Source organism: Commensalibacter communis (assembly GCF_947179105.1).
GTDB classification, from domain to species: Bacteria; Pseudomonadota; Alphaproteobacteria; order Acetobacterales; family Acetobacteraceae; genus Commensalibacter; species Commensalibacter communis.
In genome coordinates, this window is record NZ_CAMXCK010000001.1 from 872,476 (window position 1) to 897,453 (window position 24,978).

General features: G+C 36.5%; 22 protein-coding genes and 1 tRNA gene. 7 read left to right on the forward strand and 16 right to left on the reverse strand.

Annotated features, from left to right (window positions below; genetic code table 11):
* Positions 1 to 8: 8 nt before the first annotated feature.
* Positions 9 to 581, reverse strand: a complete 573-nt coding sequence (gene pgsA, locus PQG52_RS04110; protein ID WP_271828043.1) for a CDP-diacylglycerol--glycerol-3-phosphate 3-phosphatidyltransferase — start codon at positions 579 to 581, stop codon at positions 9 to 11.
* Between the two features lie 97 nt (positions 582 to 678).
* Entirely contained in the window at positions 679 to 2,550 is a 1,872-nt protein-coding gene (uvrC, locus tag PQG52_RS04115) for an excinuclease ABC subunit UvrC (protein WP_271828044.1), read from the reverse strand.
* A 381-nt stretch (positions 2,551 to 2,931) separates the two neighbouring features.
* On the opposite strand from uvrC, the gene xth reads away from it, so the two are divergent.
* Entirely contained in the window at positions 2,932 to 3,738 is an 807-nt protein-coding gene (xth, locus tag PQG52_RS04120) for an exodeoxyribonuclease III (RefSeq protein ID WP_271828045.1), read from the forward strand.
* A 29-nt stretch (positions 3,739 to 3,767) separates the two neighbouring features.
* Here the strand turns inward: xth and PQG52_RS04125 are convergent, their stop codons facing one another.
* Positions 3,768 to 4,487, reverse strand: coding sequence for a response regulator transcription factor (locus tag PQG52_RS04125; RefSeq protein WP_271828046.1), 720 nt, complete (start codon positions 4,485 to 4,487; stop codon positions 3,768 to 3,770).
* A gap of 170 nt (positions 4,488 to 4,657) precedes the next feature.
* Between PQG52_RS04125 and PQG52_RS04130 the strand changes: the two genes are divergently transcribed.
* Complete coding sequence (locus tag PQG52_RS04130; protein ID WP_271828047.1) at positions 4,658 to 5,899, forward strand: cation:proton antiporter; 1,242 nt, start codon at positions 4,658 to 4,660, stop codon at positions 5,897 to 5,899.
* Here PQG52_RS04130 and PQG52_RS04135 read toward each other — a convergent pair whose 3' ends face one another.
* From PQG52_RS04135 to PQG52_RS04150, 4 genes are all read right to left on the reverse strand, one after another.
* Positions 5,900 to 7,204: an RsmB/NOP family class I SAM-dependent RNA methyltransferase gene (locus PQG52_RS04135; RefSeq protein WP_271828048.1), complete on the reverse strand. Its 1,305-nt coding sequence runs from the start codon at positions 7,202 to 7,204 to the stop codon at positions 5,900 to 5,902.
* Positions 7,205 to 7,228: 24 nt separating this feature from the next.
* Positions 7,229 to 8,713: an IMP dehydrogenase gene (gene guaB, locus PQG52_RS04140; RefSeq protein WP_271828050.1), complete on the reverse strand. Its 1,485-nt coding sequence runs from the start codon at positions 8,711 to 8,713 to the stop codon at positions 7,229 to 7,231.
* A 133-nt stretch (positions 8,714 to 8,846) separates the two neighbouring features.
* Positions 8,847 to 9,569, reverse strand: coding sequence for an RlmE family RNA methyltransferase (locus tag PQG52_RS04145; protein ID WP_271828051.1), 723 nt, complete (start codon positions 9,567 to 9,569; stop codon positions 8,847 to 8,849).
* Positions 9,570 to 9,595: 26 nt separating this feature from the next.
* On the reverse strand, positions 9,596 to 10,606 hold the full coding sequence (locus PQG52_RS04150; RefSeq protein ID WP_271828052.1) for a Ppx/GppA phosphatase family protein: 1,011 nt from the start codon (positions 10,604 to 10,606) through the stop codon (positions 9,596 to 9,598).
* A gap of 180 nt (positions 10,607 to 10,786) precedes the next feature.
* On the opposite strand from PQG52_RS04150, the gene PQG52_RS04155 reads away from it, so the two are divergent.
* A tRNA-Gln gene (locus PQG52_RS04155) sits at positions 10,787 to 10,857 on the forward strand.
* Positions 10,858 to 10,894: 37 nt separating this feature from the next.
* Complete coding sequence (locus PQG52_RS04160; RefSeq protein ID WP_271828053.1) at positions 10,895 to 11,593, forward strand: NUDIX hydrolase; 699 nt, start codon at positions 10,895 to 10,897, stop codon at positions 11,591 to 11,593.
* Here the strand turns inward: PQG52_RS04160 and PQG52_RS04165 are convergent.
* Complete coding sequence (locus tag PQG52_RS04165) at positions 11,583 to 13,130, reverse strand: peptide chain release factor 3 (RefSeq protein WP_271828054.1); 1,548 nt, start codon at positions 13,128 to 13,130, stop codon at positions 11,583 to 11,585. The two genes, PQG52_RS04160 and PQG52_RS04165, sit on opposite strands and share 11 nt — an antisense overlap.
* 93 nt (positions 13,131 to 13,223) lie before the next feature.
* Entirely contained in the window at positions 13,224 to 13,841 is a 618-nt protein-coding gene (gene rpsD, locus PQG52_RS04170) for a 30S ribosomal protein S4 (RefSeq protein ID WP_271828055.1), read from the reverse strand.
* Between the two features lie 471 nt (positions 13,842 to 14,312).
* On the opposite strand from rpsD, the gene PQG52_RS04175 reads away from it, so the two are divergent.
* Positions 14,313 to 16,361 carry a Hint domain-containing protein gene (locus PQG52_RS04175; protein ID WP_271828057.1) on the forward strand — a complete coding sequence of 683 codons (2,049 nt, stop codon included), beginning with the start codon at positions 14,313 to 14,315 and terminating at the stop codon, positions 16,359 to 16,361.
* A gap of 256 nt (positions 16,362 to 16,617) precedes the next feature.
* Positions 16,618 to 17,151, forward strand: a complete 534-nt coding sequence (locus PQG52_RS04180; protein WP_271828058.1) for an HdeD family acid-resistance protein — start codon at positions 16,618 to 16,620, stop codon at positions 17,149 to 17,151.
* A 9-nt stretch (positions 17,152 to 17,160) separates the two neighbouring features.
* Here PQG52_RS04180 and PQG52_RS04185 read toward each other — a convergent pair whose 3' ends face one another.
* Positions 17,161 to 17,937: an RNA methyltransferase gene (locus tag PQG52_RS04185; RefSeq protein WP_271828181.1), complete on the reverse strand. Its 777-nt coding sequence runs from the start codon at positions 17,935 to 17,937 to the stop codon at positions 17,161 to 17,163.
* Position 17,938: 1 nt separating this feature from the next.
* Positions 17,939 to 19,294 (reverse strand): cysteine--tRNA ligase, encoded by a 1,356-nt coding sequence (gene cysS / locus PQG52_RS04190; protein WP_271828059.1) that lies wholly within the window; start codon positions 19,292 to 19,294, stop codon positions 17,939 to 17,941.
* 101 nt (positions 19,295 to 19,395) lie between these two features.
* On the opposite strand from cysS, the gene PQG52_RS04195 reads away from it, so the two are divergent.
* Positions 19,396 to 20,778 carry an MATE family efflux transporter gene (locus tag PQG52_RS04195; RefSeq protein WP_271828060.1) on the forward strand — a complete coding sequence of 461 codons (1,383 nt, stop codon included), beginning with the start codon at positions 19,396 to 19,398 and terminating at the stop codon, positions 20,776 to 20,778.
* 112 nt (positions 20,779 to 20,890) lie between these two features.
* On the opposite strand, the gene PQG52_RS04200 is transcribed toward PQG52_RS04195, so the two are convergent.
* From PQG52_RS04200 to PQG52_RS04220, 5 genes are all read right to left on the reverse strand, one after another.
* Positions 20,891 to 21,916 (reverse strand): lipid A deacylase LpxR family protein, encoded by a 1,026-nt coding sequence (locus PQG52_RS04200; protein ID WP_271828061.1) that lies wholly within the window; start codon positions 21,914 to 21,916, stop codon positions 20,891 to 20,893.
* Between the two features lie 156 nt (positions 21,917 to 22,072).
* Positions 22,073 to 22,759 (reverse strand): DNA polymerase III subunit epsilon, encoded by a 687-nt coding sequence (dnaQ, locus tag PQG52_RS04205; RefSeq protein WP_271828062.1) that lies wholly within the window; start codon positions 22,757 to 22,759, stop codon positions 22,073 to 22,075.
* Complete coding sequence (coaE, locus tag PQG52_RS04210) at positions 22,756 to 23,352, reverse strand: dephospho-CoA kinase (RefSeq protein ID WP_271828063.1); 597 nt, start codon at positions 23,350 to 23,352, stop codon at positions 22,756 to 22,758. Before coaE ends, dnaQ begins: the two co-directional genes overlap by 4 nt.
* Before the next feature lie 7 nt (positions 23,353 to 23,359).
* Positions 23,360 to 24,199 carry a shikimate dehydrogenase gene (locus tag PQG52_RS04215; protein WP_271828064.1) on the reverse strand — a complete coding sequence of 280 codons (840 nt, stop codon included), beginning with the start codon at positions 24,197 to 24,199 and terminating at the stop codon, positions 23,360 to 23,362.
* Positions 24,187 to 24,963, reverse strand: a complete 777-nt coding sequence (locus PQG52_RS04220) for an N-formylglutamate amidohydrolase (protein ID WP_271828065.1) — start codon at positions 24,961 to 24,963, stop codon at positions 24,187 to 24,189. Before PQG52_RS04220 ends, PQG52_RS04215 begins: the two co-directional genes overlap by 13 nt.
* Positions 24,964 to 24,978 lie beyond the last annotated feature (15 nt).

Consider the following 24,978-nt stretch of genomic DNA (forward strand, 5'->3'; position numbering starts at 1 on the left):
ATCGTATCTTATGGTTTACTAACAAATCTTAATCCAGTTTGAATATATTCCCATCCAGTAATCATCGTAAGAATAGCTGAAATCCACAACAAAACAGCCCCTATCATGCTGACGGGAAACCAAGAAATACCAAGCATATTTGCAGAAGTATCCCCTGCTAAAAGAAATCCCAACGCAATCATTTGTAAGGTTGTTTTCCATTTAGATAATTGTGTTACCGGTAAGCCAATTTGAGATGAGGCTAAAAATTCTCTAAGGCCACTTACTAAAATTTCACGTGCTAATATAATCATTGCGGGAATTAACCCACCATAAGGTAAACGGTCATAACCTGCCATTACAATCAGTAATACACCTACCAATAATTTATCTGCTATTGGATCCATCATTCGACCAAGATCAGATAATTGTTGCCATGCACGAGCAAGCTTGCCATCAAGATAATCGGTTATTCCTGCAAAAATAAATAAAATGCAAGCAAGAAAATCGGTCAATGGGCAGTGGATCATTACCAATACAGCCAATATGGGAATGACTATGATACGAGATAAGGTCAAACAATTAGGTAAATTAATATACATAATTTTCGCAATGCAGACTGGTGGTTTAAATGGACGAAGTCAACGAAATATTTTATTTGTTATACGTTATTTATACGAAAAATCCTATATTAAAACTTTATTTTTCCTCTCTGTGCCAATTTGGTCGAAAATGACCATAAATAACCTCGGCCATTGCTTGATTAAACCCAGGAATTGCTTGAATATCGGATAGACTTGCACTCTTAACTGCCTTTGCTGATCCAAAATGATTTAAAAGTAGACGTTTACGATGAGATCCTACACCAGGAATATCGTCTAGTTCAGAACGTTGTATGGCTTTTGAACGCCCACTTCTGTGTGTGGTAATTGCAAAGCGATGCGCTTCATCCCTTAATCTTTGTAAATAATATAAAACAGGATCTTGATTAGGCAATTGAAAAGGTTCTTGATCTTGAGTGAAAAACCATTCACGTCCAGCATTACGATCTTTCCCCTTGGCAATACAAATTAATTTTACATTTGTAATTTCTAATTCTGTCAAAATTGAATCAACAGCTGAAAATTGACCTGCCCCACCATCAATTAATAAAATATCAGGCCAATTTTCAGGATCGGTATGTTTGCCTTTGGCAAATCTTCGAGTAAAAACTTCCCGCATCATACCAAAATCATCCCCTGGAGTGATAGACGATTTGATGCTAAATTTCCGATATGCCGATTTATTAAAACCTTCTGGACCAGCAACGACCATCACACCATAAGCATGAGTACCCATTAAATGACTATTATCATATATTTCAATTCGTTGAGGCGTTTTAGGTAAGCTAAAAAGATCTCTCACTTGCTCAAGTAATTTTTGTTGAGAGCCTGTTTCTGCAAGTTTACGTTCAAGTGCACCTTTGGCATTTTCAATAGCGTGGTCAATAACGGCTTTCTTTTCCCCTTTTTGAGGAATTGATATGTTTACTTTATATCCTGCTTTAAGGCTTAAAGCTTTGCGCATTAATGTCATTTCCGATAAAGGAATATTGAGTAAAATCTGTGATGGTGGTGGTTTATTTTCGTAAAACTGACCCATAAATGCAGAAATAATTTCTTCATCAGATTGTCCTTCTATCTGTGTAGGGAAAAAAGCTCTATTTCCATTATTTCTCCCACCTCTAATAAAAAATACTTGGATGCAGCATTGGTTACCGATTTGGTAAACAGCAATAACATCTGCGTCGCCAATTGATCCTGGATTGATGACGCCATTGCTCTGCACATAAGTAAAAGCGCGAATACGATCTCTTAGCGCGGCTGCACGTTCATATTCCATTTCTGCTGCAGCTTTTTCCATTTGTTGGGCTAAGTCTTGTTGAATTGTTATTGTTTGTCCTGATAAAAAAGCTTTAGCTTGTTCAACCAAATGGGCATATTCTTCTGGCGCTATACGGTCATCACAAGGGCCAGCACAGCGTTTTATCTGATATAACAAACATGGACGTTTACGAGAGTTAAAAACAGCGTCTGTGCATGTTCTAAGTAAAAATATCTTTTGTAATAATTCAACAGTTTGATTAACCGCCCATGCAGAGGCGAATGGACCCCAGTAATTATTTATTTTAGAAGTTTTACCCCTATGTTTATCAATTCTTGGCCATTTATCTTTGCTCATTATTAACCACGGATAGGTTTTATCATCACGCAGTAAAATATTATATCTAGGTTTAAAACTTTTGATTAAGTTAGCTTCCAGTAATAGTGCCTCTGCTTCGGTATATGTGGTAATGATTTCCATAGAAGCTGTTTGTTGCACCATCCGGCGAATACGATCTGATAAACGTGTTAACTGTGTATAGGAATAAACACGTTTTCTGAGATCTTTTGCTTTTCCAACATAAAGAATCTCACCTTCTTTATTCAGCATACGGTAAACACCAGAATCAGAGGGCATGGTTTCTAAAGCTTTTTTAATAGCAACCACACCTATTGTGATATTAGTTGGATCTAATTCTTGATGAGTCATCAAAATGCTCTTTACTAAATATGGTTTTTCTTTGTTTTAAAACAGTTATTTTAGTTCTCCACTGTTTCTGTGGATAACTATAGGGATGAATATTTAATATATCGATTTAATAGGCAGTTTTTCAACCCTTATCATGTATTGCCTAAAAATTAATCACTTTTAATAAGCTATTGAATTTAAAATATTTTTTATTAAGAAACAAAAGGTCTACAATCTGATATTATTTTGAATAATTAATAATGAATGCAAAAAAAAAATTATCGAATATAGTGGACAAAAATTTTAAAAATGTTAAAAGTCTATTAAAAATTTGTAAATTACACGTTGCAATATCATCATTATCACCAATAGTTCCTTTACTCTATCATTGAAAATACAATAATGCGTATCATTAGCTGGAATATTAATTCTTTAAGGTTGAGATTGCCTTTGTTAAAAGAGCTAATTCAACTGGCAGATCCAGATATTATTTGTTTACAAGAAACAAAGGTTCCTGATCCCTTGTTTCCTCAAGATGATATTATTGCACTAGGGTATCCTTATATTGCTTATAAGGGTATGAAAAGTTATAATGGGGTCTGCATTGTTTCGAAACATCCTATAAAACAGAGTAGTTTAACCCGAAATTGGTGTAATCAAGCTGATTGTCGTCACTTAGCTGTTGAGTTTGAATTTGCGGGACGAACAACAATTTTACATAATTTTTATGTTCCAGCTGGCGGTGATGAACCTGATCCTGATATTAATCCAAAATTTTTACATAAATTAAATTTTTTGAATGAAGTTACCGAATGGTTTAAAGCGAATTTAGCACATAATAGTATCTTGGTTGGGGATTTAAATATCGCCCCCTTGGAGCATGACGTATGGAGTCATAAACAGCTTTTAAAAGTTGTTAGTCATACCCCTATTGAAACAATAAACCTTACCCAATGGCTAGAAACAGGATTTGTTGATGCCATGCGTAAAATCACACCACCTGATGCAAAACTCTATACATGGTGGTCATATCGCAACAAAGATTGGGAAAAATCCAATAGAGGACGTAGACTTGACCATTTATGGATTACCCCTACACTGACCCCCTACCTTCAAACAGTAAAAGTTTTTAAAGAGGTTCGAAACTGGGAAAAGCCATCAGATCACGTCCCTATTTTACTAGAGTTAAATGAAAATCCATCTATTTAAAATTAAATTTATGGATTTCCTATATCAAATTAGAAATCATTTTTTTGTTCAGTAACAGAGCTTAAACGATACCCGCCAGCTTCTGTTACTAAAAGAGACACATTTGTTGGATCTGGTTCAATTTTCTGACGCAAACGGTAAATATGTGTTTCAAGTGTATGGGTTGTAACTGCAGAATTATATCCCCACACTTCATTTAACAATACTTGCCGAGGCACAGGTCTTGCACCTGAACGATATAAAAATTTCAGGATTGCTGCTTCTTTTTCTGTTAGTCTAATTCGTTTATTGGTTTTATTTTCTTGTAGCAACTTTGCTGATGGTCTAAAAATATAAGGCCCAATCGTAAAAACGGCGTCTTCACTATTTTCAAAAATACGCATTTGTGCGCGCAGACGAGCTAGTAATTCTGCGATACGAAATGGTTTAGATACATAATCATTCCCGCCCGCATCTAGACCACGAACGACATCGTTTTCTTCATCTGAACCAGTCAATAAAATGATTGGCGTTCTACATCCTTCTCTTCGTAAATAAGCACATAAATCGCATCCATCCCCGTCTGGTAACATAACATCTAAAATAATTGCATCAAAATGTTTGTCAGACTTTAAAATTTTAACTTTTGCGTCCTCAACAGTATTGACAGCATGAACATCAAATTCTCCATCTGTTTCTAACTGCTCTGATAATGTTTCAATTAATTTTAAATCATCATCGACAACAAGAATTGGGTGTAATCCAGCCATTAAACAACATCCTTTTATTTAAAATACACCTATAATAAACGAACTATTCATTAAAAATATATGAAAATCATATCAGCTTTAATATCTTATTAATACTACAATTATCACTTATATTATCATAAAAAAAAAGTTATTATGAAAAAAACAATAAACTGCAAAAGAAGAGGCCAATGGATATCTTAACAATTGTATCTTGCTTATTTTTACTGACAGCGATCAGCAGCACAATAAATCATAAATATTTCCGCCTTCCAATGACGATTGGAATTATGATTATGGCGTTTATATTTTCATTAATTCTTTTTGTATGTGATTATTCGATTACGTTTTTCTCTGGATATCACTTTGCAAAAGATCTTTTGGCAGATATGGATTTTCCTAAACTTCTTTTAAATGGGGCTTTGGCTTTTTTATTATTTGCTGGCAGTTTACATATTAAATTAGATGAGTTGTGGAAAGCTAAATATAATGTCGCCTCTTTGGCAATTTTGGGCACATTAATTTGTATTTTTTCCTTAGGGGTAGTGTTCTGGGGATTGTTTACACTTTTTTCTGTTTCAATTTCTTTTGTTTGGTGTCTTGTTTTGGGGGCTATCTTGGCGCCAACCGATCCAGTTGCAATTATTAATATGTTGGGCAGACTGGGGCTCCCCTACCGATTACAAGCTATTTTCGCAGGCGAAAGTTTATTTAATGATGGGATAGCCTTGATGGCATTTACCACATTAATTGGTATTGCAACCAGTGAACATTCCCCTAGTGCTGCGGGATTGGCTTTGACTTTTATACAAGAAGTTTTTGGTAGTGGCATTTTAGGTGCTATTACTGCATTCATCACACTGGCGATTATTAAGCGGATTAATAACGATGATATTATTATCTTATTTTCCTTGGCCTTGGCTGCAGGGACGTTTTCTTTAGCGGATCATCTACATATGTCTGGACCTATCGCTGTGGTTGTCAGTGGATTATTAATGGGGGATTATCTTCAAAAACGTCCATCAAAAGATGATCATGATACTGTCACTGGGTTTTGGCACGTGATTGACGAGATTTTAAATACATTATTATTCTTATTAATCGGTTTAGAAATAATGGTTATTCCATTTCACTGGCAAACGATCCTAATTGCGTTAACCTGTATTCCATTCCTGATTTTATGTCGTTTCATTGCTGTAGGTCTCAGTGGATCATATTTATTATATAAAGATAGCAATCCAAAAGGGTTAATCTCAATATTAACGTGGGGAGGTTTACGTGGAGGGATCTCGTTAGCAATTGCTCTGTCCCTGCCCAATATTTTTCCAAAAAGTGAAATCCTTGTTGTGACTTATATCTGTGTTATTTTCACAGTCATCGTCCAAGGACTCACTATGGAAAAATTGATCAATTATTTTTATAAATTGAAATAATTATTCAGCATCTTTTTGACGTTCCAGCACAGCACAGAAAAAACCATCTGTTCTATATTGTGCTGGGGTCAATTGAAATGTTGGATTATTTAAAAAATCTGCTGGCAGCAACCCATCTGGCGTATCTGAACAAACCAATTTAAATTCTGGATGCGCTTTTAAAAACATCTCTATCTGATCTTGGTTTTCTTTTTGTAGAATAGAGCATGTGGCATAAATTAAACGACCACCCTCTTTAACCATCTTTGCAGCAGAATCTAGAATCTCAGATTGCTTAGCAACCAATTCATTTAAATCATTTTCTTTGAATTTAAGACGAGCGTCTGGATTACGTCTCCAAGTTCCAGTGCCACTGCAAGGCGCATCGACTAATACACGATCAAATGTTTTTACACGTCTTTTAATCCATTTTGCCCCTTCGGCAAATAGATGGGTTTGCACGTTAAAAACACCTGCACGACGAAAACGTTTTTCAGCAGCACTGACCCGAACGGTGTGGACATCAGACGCTATAATTTGTCCTTTATTTTGCATCATCATAGCCATTGCTAATGTTTTACCACCAGCACCAGCACAGAAATCAAGAACACGCATCTGAGATGTAACGCCAGTCATTAATGCGATGAGTTGGCTTCCCTCGTCTTGGATCTCAATAATACCATCTTTGAACAGATTAGTAGAAGTAACTGATTGGCGACCTTCAACTCGTAATCCCCAAGGAGATAATGGCATATTTTCAGAAGATATGCCCTCTTGTTTTAACATTTCCTTGGCGTTATCACGTTGTTCTTTTAAAAGATTTACGCGTAGATCAAGAGATGCAGGTTCTAGTAATGCAGAAAGTTCACGATCGATATTTTCACCATATTGCTGTTCAAGCATAGGATAGACCCAATCAGGGATCTCATAACGAACCGCTTTGGGCATCTCTTTGAAGAAAATCTCTTGACCTTCAAGAGATTGTAAATACAAGCCCTCATTTTGTGTCAACGGTAAAGGCGCATAACGTTCACCAGAAAAAAGGTGGCTTACTTCTGTTAATGTTTTACCTGTTAACATTAAATAAGCAGCAACCATCATTCTTGGGTTAATTGGACTGCCGATGCGTTTTAACCACCATTGTAATTTACGATAATGGCGCATCATTTCCCAAATCTGAGCGGAAACATATCGACGATCCCCTCCGCCAATATAACGGCGTTGCCTGAAAAAACGATTGGCCGTTGCATCAGCTGGTGCATGCCTTTGGTTTTGAATAGTTAATAGCAGTTCAATAACCGCAGATATTTGAGCGGAAGGAGTCATAATTCGATACTTATTTACTTTTAATTAATTGTGACGATAGTTCGGAGCTTCACGTGTGATCGTCACATCATGAACGTGGCTCTCTCTTAATCCAGCCCCAGTAATTTTACGGAACTGAACATTTTTCTTCATGGCATTAATGGTTTCATTGCCTGTATATCCCATTCCTGCTTTTAATCCACCAACAAGTTGGTGAACAACGGCTTCGGCGGAACCTTTATAAGGCACTTGACCTTCAATTCCTTCTGGAACCAATTTATGGCTGTCTTTGATATCTTGTTGGAAATAACGATCCGCAGAGCCTCTGGCCATCGCCCCAAGGCTGCCCATACCACGATAAGATTTATAGGAACGACCTTGATAAAGAAATACTTCACCAGGGGCTTCATCCGTCCCAGCAAGTAAAGAACCAATCATCACCACATCAGCACCAGCACCAATTGCTTTGACAATATCCCCAGAAGTTCGAATACCACCATCAGCAATCAATGGAATATTTTCACGGTGACACACTTCTGCAACTTCCATCACAGCAGAAAATTGCGGAACGCCAACACCTGCAACGACACGTGTAGTACAAATAGATCCAGGGCCAATACCCACTTTAACAGCATCGGCACCCGCATCAATAAGCGCCTTCGCCCCTTCAGGTGTTGCTATATTTCCTGCAATTAATTGCACATCTGGGTACTCTTTTTTCAAACGTTCAATTGATTTTAATACACCAGAAGAATGACCATGTGCAGTATCTACAACCAATACATCTACCCCAGCTTCAATTAGGGCCACTCCACGTTGATATCCATCTTCACCAACACCAGTTGCCGCAGCACAGCGAAGACGACCAAATTGATCTTTGTTTGCTAAAGGATATACAACTGATTTTTCCATATCCTTGACGGTAATGATACCGACGCAACGTTCCTGAGTATCTACAACTAATAATTTTTCAATACGATGTTGATGCAATAATTTTTTAACATCTTCAGGTTTAACACCTTCTTTGACCGTGATTAAATTTTCTTTAGTCATCAATTCGGCAACGGGTTGATTAGGATTGGTTGCAAAACGCACATCTCTGTGGGTGACAATACCTACTAAACGGCTAGTATTTCGTTCAATAACAGGTAAACCACTAATGTGATTACGCTTCATAATTTCAATCGTCTCGGCCAAAGTATTATCTGGATGAACGGTTACAGGATCAACGACCATTCCTGATTCAAAGCGTTTAACTTGGCGAACTTGATTAGCTTGTTCCTCGATTGTCAGGTTTTTATGAATAACACCAATTCCGCCATTTTGTGCCATAGAAATTGCCATCGCATATTCAGTTACAGTATCCATAGCAGATGAAATCAAAGGAATATTTAAAGAAATAGAACGTGTTAATAACGTTTTTACAATAGTTTGACTGGGCAATACATCAGATTGCGCAGGAATAATTAATACATCATCGAAAGCCAGCGCTTCACGAATCTGTTTGATTTGAAAAGAAGAATTTGCCATCTTGCTGCCCTTTATAGAAATAAAATGATAATACGGAAAAGGGATAACCCAAGTTTTTTTGGGTTCCAACTATTGGCAATTCTTCATACACTTAAAAGTGATTTTCGACAAGCGTTAAAATTATTTTAACGGATTATCCTTCCTGGGTTGATGGTTTTCCTTTAAATCCTGTCGCGATCACATAAAGCTCTTTTGACTCTTTACGGCTGGCTGGAGGTTTTGCATGTTTTACAACTTTGAAGTTTTGTTTTAAAGTATCCAACATCCCTTTTTCAGAGCCACCTTGGAAAACTTTGGCAATAAAAATTCCATGAATATCAAGAATATCTAAGGCAAATGCTAAGGCATCTTCGGTTAGATTAATAATACGAATATGATCTGTCGAAGAATGCCCTGTGGTATTGGGTGCCATATCAGACATAACCAAATCGGCTTTACCACCTAATTTATCAATCAAAATATCCATATTGTCAGGATCGGTAAAATCACCCTGAATAATGTCAGCACCAGGAATAGGATCAACCGCTAGCAAATCAATGCCAACGACTTTTGTTGCCTTACGGTAAACTGCAACCTGAGACCATCCACCAGGAGCCGCACCAAGGTCAATGACTTTCAAACCTGGGCGAAGAAACTTAAATTTTTCATCAAGCTCAATAAGTTTAAAGGCTGCTCTAGATCTCCATCCTTGTTGTTGGGCTGCACGAACATAAGGGTCATTTAACTGACGCGTTAACCATCTTTGTTGAGAGGTTGAACGGCCATTACTTTTTTTTAGCTTTACCGTTAAACTGGCAGTAGAAAAACGAGATTTTTTCTTTTTAGGCGAACTCTCGTTCGCGTTCTTTTCATCCATAATGAATAACTTTATTAGTTTAAAATTTAATTTTTTACAAGAAAATGAGGAAGATTGAAATTATGTTTATTATTTTTAGTCAGTTTATTTTCTTGCATACTAGTAATAATACCATCACGAATACCACGATCCGCAACGACAATATCTTCGACAGGCCATATTGTATGAATGGCTTCAAAGATAGCACATCCAGGTAGCAAATAGTGTAATTTACTGTGATGGACTGTAGCATAGTCATAAATTTTATTGAATTTACTGACTAAAATGTGACGAATCATATCCTTTACTTGTGTAGTATCCAGCAATAATCCATCAATGGCAGCCCTACTATATTTAGGTTGTTTCAAGATCATGCTGGCTAAAGCGGTTACGGTGCCACTTACGCCAATAAACTGCACTTGTTCGCGTAATATCTCCGCTCTGATTTGATGAATACGTTCAAAATGATTAATTTTATTCATGACAAAATCAACCATTTGATAATATTCATTTAACGTTAGCTTTTTGAATTGTTCTTTTAAAGTAATTACGCCAACAGGGATACTGCAACATCCAATCAATGTTTGCTTGCGCTTGACGGGATCAATCCTAACCCAAGCAATTTCAGTTGACCCCCCACCAATATCAAATAATAATGTTTTTGTTCTATTCCGTCGCAAAACTTTGTCATGTAGAAAAGTTCTGCATCCACAAACAGCTAACTCAACTTCTTCTCTGGGTGAAATAACGTTAATGTTCAATCCAGTTTCTTGTTTAACTCGATCTAAAAAAGAAGATGCATTCGAAGCGCGTCGACAAGCTTCTGTTGCCACAGCATACAAATTATATGATTTCCTGCGATGAATGCGGGCTGCACAATGATGTAAAGCTATTAATGTACGATCCATAGCAGCATCACTCAAAAGCCCTGTATCATACAATCCTTCACCCAAACGAACGACGCGATTATAATTATCAATAATTCGCCCCCCCCTTTGACCCGAAGAAACAATCAAAAGGCGACAGTTATTTGTTCCTAAGTCTAATGCTGCGAACATGCCCCTCGTCCAACTTCTATAACAATTTTAAGACTATCTATATTTTCAAGAATATCGTTGAATATTAATGAATTTAAATAATTGTTTGCTTCTTTTATATATTCTATTTTAAATCTATACCATCATATACTTGTCTTATAAATAATTTAATGATAGGTTTTCAACCTAAATTTACGTTATTGGGGGATAGTTTAGCGGTAGAACTATCGGCTCTGACCCGATCAGCCCTGGTTCGAATCCAGGTCCCCCAGATTAAATTCCCAATATATTCAATTAAGGGTCCCTGAAATGCAGTGGGAAACGATCTTTTTAGATTCAGCACTAGCAATAACTATTATTCCAAATCCACAAATTTTATCTATTGAGCTCAAGAATCAAGTGGAAGATATCTGGGAAGAAAAAAGGAAACTATTTCCTTATTTATTTAATGGTAGAATTTTTAATGTTCAAGAATTAACCTCAAATTTAATTACTGGATATTGGACTGAGTATAAATATGTTTTGGCTCAAACAGAAAGACCCGAATTATATTCAGAACTTGCTATTCGATCTCTTGCTGTTATTGGACTTATTCAATGCCCTCAGGGATTTATTATTGGGAAAAGAACAAATAAATCGGTATATCTACCGGGATATTGGCAATCTGCGCCTGCAGGAACTGTTGAATCACGCGATAGAAATGATAATGTTGATTTAACTCAACAACTTTTAGCCGAAGCAAACGAAGAGTTAGGATTAAATACATTCCATCTAACTAATCCTAAAATCATCTCAGCAACGGAACATACAAATACGCACATTATTGATGTTGGAATTTTGTTAAAGACAGAATTATCATTCACAGAAATTTCAGAGTTATGGCAAAATAATAATAATCCAGAATATGACGAGTTATGTTGCTGTGCTTCTTATACTGATTTACCAGAAAACACTTTGCCCACAACTCGTTTTTTAGTTCAACATTGGCCAGATTTAGTTAGGAAGTGATACCAATCCCAATTTGTTTAATATCATGGAATGATAAATCTTTATTGGCATCAATAGTACGCTGCATCATAAAATCTGAAGTGGATAAAAATACTGGATCACCATCAATATCATCAGCAATAGCACTACGATTTGAATTAATAAAACGTTCGATAAGTGCTTTGTCCCCTTGAACCCAGCGTGCTTGAGAAAAAGATATATTATCAAAGGTAATTTCGACGCTATATTCATGTTTTAAACGCGTTTGTAGAACGTCCAACTGCAATACGCCTACCACACCAACAATCGGTGCAGAGCCATCTTGGGGTTTAAATAGTTGCACCACGCCTTCTTCAGCCAATTCTGTTAATGCTTGCTTTAGTTTTTTTGCTTTCATAGCATCCTTTAAATTAACACGACGTAAGATCTCAGGAGCGAAATAAGGTACACCTGTGAACTGTAAATCTTCACCTTCGGTTAACGTATCCCCAATCCTTAATGTGCCATGATTAGGAATACCAACTACATCCCCCGCAAATGCCTCTTCAGCAAGTTGACGATCTCTAGCAAAGAAGAATTGAGGGGTATGTAATGCAAATGTTTTTCCTGTGCGTGTATGTTTGAGCTTCATCCCTCTTTCAAGACGACCTGAACAAATACGTGCAAAAGCAATACGATCACGATGATTAGGATCCATATTCGCCTGAATTTTGAATACTAATGCCGTCATGGATTCTTCAGTGGCTGCAACTTGACGATCTTGACTGTCCTGATTTCTTGGACTGGGACCAAAGTCTGCTAACGCATCCAATAAATCCGTCACCCCAAGTTCTTTGATCGCACTACCAAAGAACACAGGTGTTAAAAACCCTGCGTTAAAGTCATCCAAGTTAAATTCGGGCAACCCGACTTTGGCTAATTCCACTTCATCTTGCATTTGTAGAATGCGTTCATCAGTATCTGCGACTTCTTCTCTCAATCGCATCGAATCTTGACGTAGATCGTAAGTTCCAAGGAATTTTGCAGCCCTGCCAACAGGCCAAGTTAACGGTGTCGTTTCCAAAGCCAATGCTGAAGCAACTTCATGTAATAAATCGAATGGGTCCTGAGATTCCCTATCCATCTTGTTGATAAAAGTCACAATGGGAATATCCCTAAGACGACAAATCTCAAATAATTTACGTGTTCTTGCCTCTATCCCTTTGGCGGCATCAATCACCATTACTGCAGCATCAACGGCGGTCAGCGTTCGGTATGTATCTTCCGAGAAATCTTCATGGCCTGGAGTATCAAGCAAGTTAAATATACATCCACCATATTCAAAGGTCATTACTGAGGTAACAACGGAAATACCACGGTCTTTTTCAATATTCATCCAGTCAGATCTTGTGCGACGCTGTTCACGTTTTGCACGCACATTTCCAGCCATCTGAATGGCACCCCCAGCATGCAAAATACGCTCTGTCAATGTCGTTTTACCTGCATCAGGATGCGAAATAATAGCAAATGTTCGACGACGAGAGATTTCTTTTTGCAAAGATTGAGCTGAATTTGACATGAAAAATACTCAGGTTAAATAGTGGGGTTTAAACACAGAAAAGCCGAGCGTATATACACCGCTCGGCGACCTTGCAATAACAGCAAAGAATAATTAACGAGAATAGAACTCGATAACTAGATTTGGTTCCATTGTTACTGGATATGGCACATCATTTAATTTAGGCGCACGAACAAAGCTGCCTTTCATTTGACGATGATCTACTTGCAAATATTCTGGTGTATCGCGTTCTTTACTTTGAACAGCGTCAAGAACGATTGCAAGTTGTTTAGATTTTTCTTTAACTTCAACAACATCATTATCTTTTAAAGAATATGAAGGAATATTTACTTTTTTACCATTAACCAAAATATGACCATGGTTAATAAATTGACGTGCAGCAAATGGCGTAGCTGCAAATTTCAACCGGTAAACAACTGCGTCGAGACGGCGTTCCAAAATATTGATCAAGTTTTCTGAAGTATCCCCTTTACGGCGTGATGCTTCGTCATAATAACGACGGAATTGCTTTTCGCTGATGTTACCATAGTAACCTTTCAGCTTTTGTTTAGCCATCAACTGAACACTAAAGTCAGATGGTTTTGAACGACGACGTTGACCATGTTGACCTGGACCGTATTCGCGTTTGTTAATTGGAGACTTTGCACGTCCCCATAAATTAACGCCTAAACGACGGTTAATTTTATACTTACTTTGTATACGTTTACTCATAACGGTTTAAAACTTTCTTATACATCTAATATTGCAGAGGCAAACAATACTAACCTTTTATTGTACTGGTAGTTCCCTAAGCCATTAAGGACGGGTCTACAATTTTATTTCCCAAGTTAACCTCTAACTATCTTGGTCAAAACAATAAACCTCTTTCCCAGCAGTAAAAGCTGTATACGAAGATTATTTTAAAAAGTCAAATAGTTAATAAAAATAATCGTTACAAAATATTATTAATTTAAAATTATATGATAACGCTATGTATTAATAAATATTAATGAAAATTAACATATATTAATATTTATTTAATTTTTTAATAATTTTTTAATAATAGATAATAAATAACTAAGTACTAATTGATAAATAAAACAATTAATAAAAAATATACTTATTCTATATTGTAATTAAAGTCATTGATTACTACATATAATACTAACAATATAATAATAATTAAAGTATAGGAATGATCAAATGGCATCGACAAGCAATGTGAGTACAGGAATAGTTAGTGGTACAACAGTTTCCACTAATGATACTTTAAATATTTATAATAATGGCATTGCTTCTGGTACGACTATCAGTGCCAATGGTAATGTTAGTGTATATAGTGGCGGCATAATTAATAATACCACTATGTATGACAATGCAGGATTAACTATTGTTAATGGTGGTAGTGCATTTAATACAGACATTAAAGCTGGTCATTTATATGCTTTAAGTGGATCAACAAATTATATTGAAAATACGACAGCAACCTATGCGACCATTTCTGTTGCTGATGGCCAAATTGTTAGCACAACCCTTTATGAGGGAGGAACTTTATTCGTCAGCGATAAAGGAATAGCCAGAGATACTATTATTAATAACTATACAGATCTTGGTCTTGGGATCTCTAATAATGGTTCGGCTTATGGCACAATTATCAATAGTGGTGGGACAATGGAGGTTGCCTCCGGAGGGCACGCTTATGATACCACTATCTATGGTTCTGCAACTGTATTAAACAATGGCAACATTTATGATAACACTATTGGTAATGGGGGTGTTTTAACAATAAGTACCGGGGGTAATTTAAGTGGTACTACCACAATTGATTATGGTGGATCTGCAGTAATTTGGTACGGTGCTGGTGGTAGCGCTCAGTTACTCAATCATAATAATGGACAACTCGTTATCACTGGTTTAACGGGTGGACAAAACCCAACAACAGTTATCAATATTACAACAACGATTGATAGTTTTTCAGGCGAAAAACCCGGAAATTCAGATGCTATTATTTTAGAAGGTATCAATCAAGAAGATGTTGTCAACGTAGCATATGAAGATGCCACAGGAAAGCCTAGTTCAGATCATGTCACCTTAACTTTAAAAGATGGCTCTAAAATTACTATGAACATCATAGGAGCTGAAAATGCAGGTTATAACCTATCCTCTCGAGATGGACAGTTAGTGTATGAAGTATGCTTTTTAACAGGATCTCTTATTAAAACAATCCATGGCGATATTAAAGTGGAAGAGTTACGCGTAGGCGATGAACTAGTCACCTATGATTGGAAAAATAGTAAAGAAGTCACACAAAAAATCAAATGGATAGGATATAAAAACGCTATTGTAAACCCTAATCTTTCTGACGATATAGCTGGTTATCCTGTGCGCATTTTAAAAGATGCGATTGCAGAGAATGTTCCTTGTAAAGATTTACTTATTACCCCTGAACATTGCTTGTTTTTTGATGGTAAATTTATTCCTGCCCGTATGTTAGTTAATAATTATAATATATTTTATGATTATTCGATTACAGATTATATTTATTATCATGTTGAGACAGAGACTCATTCAGTAATTTGGGCGGATGGAATGTTAACAGAAAGCTATCTAGATACTGGTAATCGCCAAACGTTTCATAACTCAAGAGGTAATGTTATTTTATTTTCTCAAGAAAAAATCATCAAAAATTGGGAAAAAGACAGCTGTGCATCTTTGTTGACAGACCGCAACTCTGTTGAACCGTTATTTAATGATTTAGTTGCTAGGGCACAAAATATTGGTTTATCAAAAAGAATAAATGATCTTGTGTTGGATAATGACTCTCAGCTTTATATTACAACGAAAAACGGTAAAACTATCCATCCTCACGCACAAAACAATGATCGTTTTCTCTTTGCTATTCCTTCTGATACAGACAATATTCGGTTAATTTCTCAAAACAGCCGCCCGAGTGATACAATTGGTGCATTTGTCGATGATCGAAGGGAATTAGGCGTTTTGATTGGCAATATTACTTTATTAAGTCAAAATAGTATGAAAACAATCGATACACATTTAAGCCAAAATGATTTAGATGGCTGGCATGGTATCGAAAGTCACTTATATCGTTGGACAAACGGGAATGCTGATTTGCCCTTGGGACTACGTTGTAATAAAAACTCTCAAGAGGTTCATTATAATATCTTAGTTGTTCATGTAGTCGCAGGTGGACCTTATTTATCATTAACACAAGAAATCAAAAAAGTAGCATGAATACAAAACTAAGAATAGCAGCCATGATAAAAAATTGAAAAACTTTTCTATACTTTAATTATTGTTAAATTCACTTTAAATGCACCTCGTTTCAACGAATTGTGGTGCATTTTTCTTAACTGAATTCATTTCGTTATATAAATGTTTTGCAATATTTATAGAAGGTTGATATTCGATAGTTTTAATATTTTAGCTTGGAAAACTATATTAAAACGCATAGCATAAATAACAAATAACGTTACTTTAGGAGTTTTTAATGGAAGAATTATTTGCACAAAAGTGGAAATGGTTTGTTGGCTTGGGTATTATTACACTTATTTTAGGATGTTTGGCACTCCTTGATACAGTTCTCGTGACAATTGCTGTGGTTATTGCCTTAGGGGTTGTATTAATTCTTACTGGTATTGCTCAAATTTTTCACGCTTGTTACGTCAAAGGTTGGAAAGGTTTTATCTTTTCTGCCTTAGCGGGAATTGTTTATTTAATTGGGGGAATTTTACTTGTTAAAGGACCCGTATTAGGATCACTTATTCTTACAACTTTTCTGGCGGTTTGTTTTTGTTTTGGTGGCATCATGCGAATAATGATTGCATTAAACCACAAATCAACAGGCGGTTGGGGATTTTTAATGTTTAGTGGTGTTATGGGTGTTATCGTAGGGGCTATGCTTTTTATTCAGCCTCTGAGTGGACTATGGTTTATTGGTTTTATGATTGCGTTTGATCTTATTTTTGTCGGGGCTGGTTGGATACAGCTGGGTCTTAATTTAAAAAATAAGATCAAACAATAATATTAATGTTTATTGATTATCTTTCTTGGGTCCTCGAACTAATTCAGAGACAATACCATGTAGGGTTCGTAGTTCTTGATCTGTCACCTCTCCTCTTTGAAAGAAGTGACGAAGGTTACGAACCATTCCTGGACGCTTCTGCTCATTACGTAAAAAACCGCAATGATCGAGTTCTTTTACAAGGTGGGACATAAAATTTTCTAATTCACCTTTATTGGCAATATGCGTGCCGTTCGTTTGTAGTTGACGTTGAGGCGTTTGTTCTGTTGCCATCCACCATTCATAGGCCATAATCATCACGGCTTGAGCCAGATTTAAAGACATAAATCTTGGGTCTAATGGGTATCTGATCCAATAATCTGTATGAGCAAAATCGTCATTTTCTAAACCTGTTCGTTCTGGACCAAACAAGATTCCAACGTTTAAATCTCGATTGGTCATCTCACGCATCTCTAACGCACCACCACGAGCAGTCAGTAAAGGTTTAATAATGTGACGTGGGCGTGGGCAAGTTGCAAAAACATGATGAAGATCAGCGACTGCGTCTTCAACCGTTTCGAAAATTTGGGCATTATCTAATAAGCGATCAGCACCAGAAGAGGCTCTCCATGCAATAGATTGAGGCCATCCGTCACGAGGCGCAACAAGCCTTAGATGAAATAATCCACCATTTGCCATCGCTCTGGCAACAGTTCCAATATTTTCACCAAGTTGTGGTCTTACTAAAATAACGATTGGAGTATTTCCGATAGGCACTAAATCCGCGCCACCATCTTTACCAGTCATATTATATTTGCCTCCATATTGTGCCATTGGGGCTGTCTTCTAGCACAATGCCTTGGTCTTTTAATTCATCGCGTATACGATCAGCTGTTGTGAAATCTCTCGCTTTTTTAGCAGTATTACGTTGTTCAATTAACGCTTCTATTTGCTGTGCTTTATCTGTATTTTGAAACCATTTCGAGGGTATTGTGTTAAATAACCCCAACTGCTGACCAGCAGATTTAAGTTGTGTAGCTGCTTCTTTATTCCCTTTTAGTGCTTGATCTGCCAATTGATGCATCACCATCAATGCTTTCGGTGTATTAAGATCATCTAACATTGCCTCTGTAAAAGCTTCTGGTAAATCATCAGCTTGATCTAAATCATTTTCAAAAGCAGATAATGCACGATAAAAGCGATCCATAATTTGTTTTGCTTCTTTTAATCCTGCTTGAGAAAAGTTTAACACAGAACGATAATGGGCTTGTAATAACGCAAAACGAATAGCTTCGGGATTATGTTGTGCTAATATTTCACGAATAGTAAAGAAATTCCCCAAAGATTTGGACATTTTTTCACCATCGACCAATAACATGGCATTATGAACCCAGATATTGGCAAATTTACTTTCTGGAAAACAACATAGACTTTGCGCACATTCATTTTCATGATGAGGGAATAATAAATCATGCCCACCCCCATGAATATCGAAACTTTCCCCAAGATAACGATAGGACATCGCAGAACATTCAATATGCCAACCAGGACGTCCTTTACCCCATGGACTATCCCATCCTGGTTCATCATCATTTGATGGTTTCCATAAAACGAAGTCGCCTGGGTGCTTTTTATAGGTTGCAACCTCTACCCTTGCCCCTGCAATCAGTTCTTCTGGATTTCTACCTGATAAGTGACCATAATCTTTATAAGAAGGAACAGAAAATAAAACATGTCCCTCGGCTGCATAAGCATGTCCATTCTCTATAAGTTGAGAAATCATTAGTTGAATATCATTAATATGTTCAGTAGCACGCGGTTCAACATCAGGGGGTAATATATACATAGACTGCATATCTTGATGAAAATCTTGGGTGGTTCTTTGTGTCAAAGATTGTATGGATTCATTATTTAATTTTGCACGAGCATTGATTTTGTCATCAACATCTGTGATATTACGAACATATGTAACCTTGGGATATAATGATCTTAGCGTCCTTACTAAAATATCGGCGGTGAGCATTGCCCGTAAATTACCAATATGTAAAAAATCATATACTGTAGGTCCACAAAAATAGAGACGAACATGTAAAGGATCCAAAGCAACAAAAGGAACCACCTTATGTTGACGACTGTCATATAACGATAAATTTAATTTACTCATTTTTTCTTTTCTTTACTGTCTCTATTTCAAAGCTATCTAATGTTTTTTATTTTCTTTACTCAAAATTACAAGTCTTTTTTCTTTGTTCCATAGATCATCAAATGCAAAATAATACACGAAGTTTCTTTAAGAATGAATTAGTCGCCATTGCTTATATTGCAATCCCTATTGCTTTTGCTCAATTATTTCAAATGGCAATGGGGGTCACTGATACCATATTACTCGGTCATGTTAATAAAGAAACCTTAGCAATTGGGGGGTTAACAACCAATATATTCTTTTCAATTTGCATTGTATTTCAATCTGCTCTTAGTGCTGCTGCGATTTTAATTGCTCAAAATATTGGTGCAAAAAAAATCAAAGATATTTCCAAGATTTATTATACGACCTATATCTTCGGATTACTTTTATGTATTCCTTGTTTTTTTATTTTATATCATTCCAGCACACTTTTACAATGGAATGGGGAACATGATCAGGAAATTTTAGTAAAATCTCGTAATTTTATGCTGATTTTATTATGGGGTTTACCCCCTCTTATTGCTGGTGCTGGATTAATCAGGGTCATTTTACCGGCTTTAAATGCCTCAAAAATTCTTTTGCAAATTACCCCAATTACCGCAGTCATTAATGGTGTGTTTAATGCCGCTTTTATCTATGGTCTATGGGGAGCGCCTAAAATGGGACTTTATGGTTCTGCATTAGGAACAACTCTGGCTTTATGGATGTCCAGCTTTATTTTGATTGGAGTAGCTCATTGTAAAAAAGATTTAAAACAATATTTATATCCTTTTGCTATTGATTTATCTTTGTTACGCCCTCTTTTTAAATTAGGTTTTCCGATTTGTATCAGCTCAGCTGCGGAAATACTCCTTTTTTTGTTTGCCAATTTTAATGCGACAAAATTGGGAACAGAATCCCTTGCAGCACATCAAATTGCCCTCAGCTTTGCCACATTTACCTTTATGATTCCTTTGGCAATTTCGCAGGCTGCCAATGTTAGAGTAAGTTATTGGATTGGAGCCGAAAAGCCTTATCGTGCAAAAAGAAGTGGTTTTCTTTCTATTGGATTAAGTGCACTTATTATGAGCTTTGTCTGTGCGATTATTTTTTTCTTCCCCTATTTGGTTGTTCGTCTTTCTCTTGATGCATCTTCTCCGGATAATGCTAATACAGTTGCGATTGCTATTGCGATTATTCAGGTCGTTGGATTATTTCAAGTTGTTGATGGGATACAAACCGTTGCAATGGGGGCTCTAAGAGGACTTAAAGATACCACTATTCCTATGATTTTAGCATTAATTAGCTTTTGGGGAGTTGGATATACCTTAAGTGTATGGTTCGCTTTTCATAAACATTTTGGTGCACCGGGTATTTGGGCAGGTATGGGGGTTGGTCTAGCGGTTATTGCATTCCTAGCAACAGCTAGATTCTACTTACTTACACGCAATCCAAAGAAAATGTTGAGACGTGCGTTAAGATAATCCTATTATTTTATATATTTACTTTTATTTAATAATCAAAGAAATAAATAAGCTAATAAAAAACCCCATTTAAATGGGGTTTCAAATAAATCTTAACTTTTATGTAGTTTGATTAGAATTTAAACGATACAGAAACAGATCCATAGTTAAATAGTCCGCTTCTTTGTCCTTTAAATTCTTGTGTTTGCCAAGTTTGCGTATAGGCAATTTTATAACCTTTGACGATCACAGCAGCACCACCAACAATTTCACCAACACCCCATTTTTTAGATACATGCTGTTGATGAGAGTGCGTTGGATCACCTTGGAGCGTAGAATTATAAGCAACTGCCTGCCCGTCAACCCCACCAAAAACATACCAATTAACAAAATTGGTTCCAACATAAGCATCTGTTCCATCATTGCCTGGACCAATACGAGATGGACCAAAATCACTATCTAACCCTTGACCAAAACGAACAATACCACCTAATTGTGCAAAAGTTTTATAGTTACCCGCAGCACCAGCTGCAGAAGGTAATACATCAAAATCAACATGACCCAATTGTGCAAATTTATAACGCCATGTACGTCCCATTTGCACTTGGAACACAGGCATATTTTTCAACTGATTGTGCCAACCGTTATTTTTATGATCCCCAATAATACTATGGAAACCATTTTGAACTTGACGTCCCAAAGCACCAGGTCCCATTAAACCAGCTTGAATACCAAAAACACTTCGTGTTGTGTCGGTATCGCTGATCAAATTAACCGTTGTTAGTAATACGCCAGCATAAGGGCGATCATGAGGCAATCTCGCATAAGCTCTGGTATCACTTGGTGTGAACATCATTTGTTGCAAACCCCAATGAATACGTTGCATTCCCTTGCCCAATAAAAATGTATTCATATCTGCGATGGGCGTTGGAAGACTATCCGTTGGTGATGTCCAACCGACTCTTAGTCCATTGGTATAGTAACGATCAGATGTGCCACTTTGAGTGGAAACAGCGTCATTTTCCCATTGTAAACTTAATGTATTATAAGGATCTTGTTTTGGGGTCGCGTGTGCTGCAGTAGAAGAAACGACAGCTCCAGAAACGATAGCTGTAGTCAATAAAAATCTGGAAACAGATAAGCGTTTTTGATTGCCCATAATATGCCTGTAATCTAAAAAGATGGAAAATGTTCATTCATATCTACGGCTTTTATTTTTCAAAGAAAAGATGTTTATGAGTTTCAAGAGAAGTGTTCAATCATTTAATCAATGATAGGAACATATTTGCAACGCTCCATTTTCCCTAATTAACAATCAATCTTTTTGATTCCATAGAGAGTTTTTCATCTTCTCTTCTATAAATTTGTCATGAGCCTCCAGTTCTTGCTGGGTTGGCTTTACAAAAATTGGTGTATGGTCGTGTATCTTCTTATAAACTTTTCCTGTTTTTTCAGAATCTTCATTTGAAAAACCTAACCCTCTTTGCCTACCTCCAGTTAATTGAATATAAACCTCTGAAAGTAATTGACAGTCTAATAAGGCGTTATGGGTTGTTCTTGCGGAAAGATCTATTGAAAAACGTCGGCAAAGCGCGTCTAAACTATTTGGCGATAAAGGATATTTTGCTCTCGCTAATTTTAACGTATCAATCATACGATCCAAAGATATCGCTGGGCGTTTGACACGGCTAAGCTCTGCATTTACAAATTTAAAATCGAATGGTGCATTATGAGCAACCAAAGGATCATCTTGAATAAATTCTAAAAAATCATCAGCGATTTCTTTGAATTTAGGTTTTCCTTTTAAATCTTCAATTTTTATTCCATGAACCCGCGTTGCCTCTATGGGAATATCACGTTCAGGGTCAACAAGAACATGATAAAAATTTTCAGTGGGCAAATCGTTAATCAGCTCAATTGCTGCAATTTCAATAATGCGATCTCCCTTATCGGGGTCAACACCTGTTGTTTCTGTATCAAATAGAATTGAACGTTGATTCATAATTGACCTGCCTGCATTAAGCGAATAATTTTTTTTACTTGGAAAAACGTGTGTGCTTTGGATAAGCCTGTTTGAATAACAATATCAGCCATTTTACACTTGGTTCTAGATGGGATTTGAGCATCTATAAACGCTCTGGCTTGTTCCCATGTAATTTTATTACGTTTTAATATTCTAATTTTCTGGATATTGACTGGTGCTGCGACCACCAACGTTTTGGTACAAAGTAAATTAATTTTTTTCTCAAAAAGTAATGGCACATCCAACATACACCATTTAATTCCTCTGGCTTGTGCCAAACGAATAAATTTATCTCTTTCTTGGGCAACCATTGGTAGAATAATTTGTTCAATTTTCTTTAAGTTATTTCGATCTTGAACAATTAGATGACGTAAATAATTCCTATCCAAGGCATTATTCTTAACTGCACCAGGGAAGGTCTGTTCTATCTTTTTTAAGCCCTTGCCATGAGGTGCCTGTAATTGATGAACCACACGATCTGCATCAAAAACTGGAAAACCATAGTTATGGAATAAAGCACATACCGTGCTTTTCCCCATCCCCATACTGCCTGTAACCCCTAATATTTTCATAAGCTGGTTATTTCTTTAAACTATTAGCAACAAACTCTGTTAGTTCATGATCGACAATCGGATCAACACCAAACCATTTTGAAAACCCTAGACGTGCTTGATGCAATAACATTCCAAGACCTTCAACGGTTTTCAACCCCTTTTGTTCAGCAGCTTTTAATAAAGGCGTTATTCTTGGTACATAGACAATATCAGTCACTACCAAATTTTTACTTGCATTTTGCAAATCAAATTGAAAATCTTCTTTACCCTCCATGCCCAAAGACGTTGTGTTGACCAACAGATCAAACCCCCCAAGCTCTTTAGTCCATGACTGCCAATCGATAACTCGTCCAGAACTTAAATCTTGCACAAGCTGTTCTGCACGTTTCAACGTTCGATTGGTTATGGTAATTTGTGCATTTTCTTGCAATAAAGAATAAGCTACGGAACGTGCTGCCCCGCCTGCCCCTAAAATCAAAATCTTTTTGTTGGTTAATACAAGACCTGCATCTCTGAGATTAGCAATAAACCCATCCCCATCCGTAGAAGTGCCACATATTTTTCCGTCTTCTGTAAACCATAATGTGTTCACTGAACCCATCTTTTTAGCCGTTTCATCGACAATGTCACAACATTGATAAGCAGCCTCTTTATGAGGAATGGTGACATTACATCCTTTGAAACCAGCTGCTTTCATAGTTTGAATAACATCTTTAAAATCTTCAGCTTTGACGGCCAAAGGAATATAAGCGCCATCAATCTGATGTCTTTGCAACCAAAAATTATGTAACAAAGGCGAGCGAGAATGTTCAATCGGCCATCCCAATACGGCAGCGATTTTGGCTTTACCTGTTATAATTTGCATTGGGTTTGATACTCCTTTAATGCCATGGGTAATAAAAGCGATAATCGTTCCGCCCATTCAAATTGCTGATCAGTTGATGTGATTAAATCTTGTCGAATTTCTAATTCTAAATAGGGTAAGTTTCTTTGATAAGCATGTGTTGGAACCGTGTAATCATTTTGTTCCGTTAAAGCGTAAGGTTCATTATCACCGATTGGATAATGATAATTTTCTTCAAGTATTTCTTTAAAAATCATTGAAAATTGGTTATTACGACCGTGCAAAATTCCGGCATGCCATGGTCTTTGAAATCCATCGTTCATCACTGGGGTAAAACTATGAAGTGAAATAAAAATTGTTTGTATATTTGTCGCCAAACGCTCATCAATTAATGTTGAGATGGTTTGATGATAAGGGCTATAAATCTCATTGATACGATCGTGTTTTTGCTCTGAACTAAGGTTTTGGTTGCCCTTTATTAGTGAATTATCACTTTTTTCCGCAATTAAGGAGAGATTATTTTCCCCTCGATTACAATCAATCACTAATCTGGAATAAGTTTGCGTAATAAATGTCGCACCTAGTAATTTCGATAGCAGTTCACCAACGTTTTTAATGCCAATATCCCAAGCAATATGGCGATAGCGATCTTTTTCTGGTAATCCGAGATCTTTAAGTTGATCTGGAATAGCATATCCAGCATGATCGCAAACCATAAAAAAAGGAGATAATGACTTTTCATTCATTATAGAGACAGGGTTAGGATCATGTTGACGCAATAACATTAATGACTCCTTTAA

Bases quoted from the DNA above. Each gene is read 5' to 3' on its own strand.
- PQG52_RS04150 (WP_271828052.1), bottom strand. From the start codon at position 10,606: ATGTTCGCAGCATTAGACTTAGGAACAAATAACTGTCGCCTTTTGATT.
- PQG52_RS04130 (WP_271828047.1), top strand. From the start codon at position 4,658: ATGGATATCTTAACAATTGTATCTTGCTTATTTTTACTGACAGCGATC.
- coaE (WP_271828063.1), bottom strand. From the start codon at position 23,352: ATGAAAATATTAGGGGTTACAGGCAGTATGGGGATGGGGAAAAGCACG.
- PQG52_RS04220 (WP_271828065.1), bottom strand. From the start codon at position 24,963: ATGTTATTGCGTCAACATGATCCTAACCCTGTCTCTATAATGAATGAA.
- PQG52_RS04145 (WP_271828051.1), bottom strand. From the start codon at position 9,569: ATGGATGAAAAGAACGCGAACGAGAGTTCGCCTAAAAAGAAAAAATCT.
- pgsA (WP_271828043.1), bottom strand. From the start codon at position 581: ATGTATATTAATTTACCTAATTGTTTGACCTTATCTCGTATCATAGTC.
- dnaQ (WP_271828062.1), bottom strand. From the start codon at position 22,759: ATGAATCAACGTTCAATTCTATTTGATACAGAAACAACAGGTGTTGAC.
- xth (WP_271828045.1), top strand. From the start codon at position 2,932: ATGCGTATCATTAGCTGGAATATTAATTCTTTAAGGTTGAGATTGCCT.
- PQG52_RS04195 (WP_271828060.1), top strand. From the start codon at position 19,396: ATGCAAAATAATACACGAAGTTTCTTTAAGAATGAATTAGTCGCCATT.
- PQG52_RS04165 (WP_271828054.1), bottom strand. From the start codon at position 13,130: ATGTCAAATTCAGCTCAATCTTTGCAAAAAGAAATCTCTCGTCGTCGA.
- cysS (WP_271828059.1), bottom strand. From the start codon at position 19,294: ATGAGTAAATTAAATTTATCGTTATATGACAGTCGTCAACATAAGGTG.
- guaB (WP_271828050.1), bottom strand. From the start codon at position 8,713: ATGGCAAATTCTTCTTTTCAAATCAAACAGATTCGTGAAGCGCTGGCT.
- uvrC (WP_271828044.1), bottom strand. From the start codon at position 2,550: ATGACTCATCAAGAATTAGATCCAACTAATATCACAATAGGTGTGGTT.
- PQG52_RS04185 (WP_271828181.1), bottom strand. From the start codon at position 17,937: ATGACTGGTAAAGATGGTGGCGCGGATTTAGTGCCTATCGGAAATACT.
- PQG52_RS04160 (WP_271828053.1), top strand. From the start codon at position 10,895: ATGCAGTGGGAAACGATCTTTTTAGATTCAGCACTAGCAATAACTATT.
- PQG52_RS04125 (WP_271828046.1), bottom strand. From the start codon at position 4,487: ATGGCTGGATTACACCCAATTCTTGTTGTCGATGATGATTTAAAATTA.
- PQG52_RS04215 (WP_271828064.1), bottom strand. From the start codon at position 24,199: ATGCAAATTATAACAGGTAAAGCCAAAATCGCTGCCGTATTGGGATGG.
- PQG52_RS04180 (WP_271828058.1), top strand. From the start codon at position 16,618: ATGGAAGAATTATTTGCACAAAAGTGGAAATGGTTTGTTGGCTTGGGT.
- PQG52_RS04135 (WP_271828048.1), bottom strand. From the start codon at position 7,204: ATGACTCCTTCCGCTCAAATATCTGCGGTTATTGAACTGCTATTAACT.
- rpsD (WP_271828055.1), bottom strand. From the start codon at position 13,841: ATGAGTAAACGTATACAAAGTAAGTATAAAATTAACCGTCGTTTAGGC.
- PQG52_RS04200 (WP_271828061.1), bottom strand. From the start codon at position 21,916: ATGGGCAATCAAAAACGCTTATCTGTTTCCAGATTTTTATTGACTACA.
- PQG52_RS04175 (WP_271828057.1), top strand. From the start codon at position 14,313: ATGGCATCGACAAGCAATGTGAGTACAGGAATAGTTAGTGGTACAACA.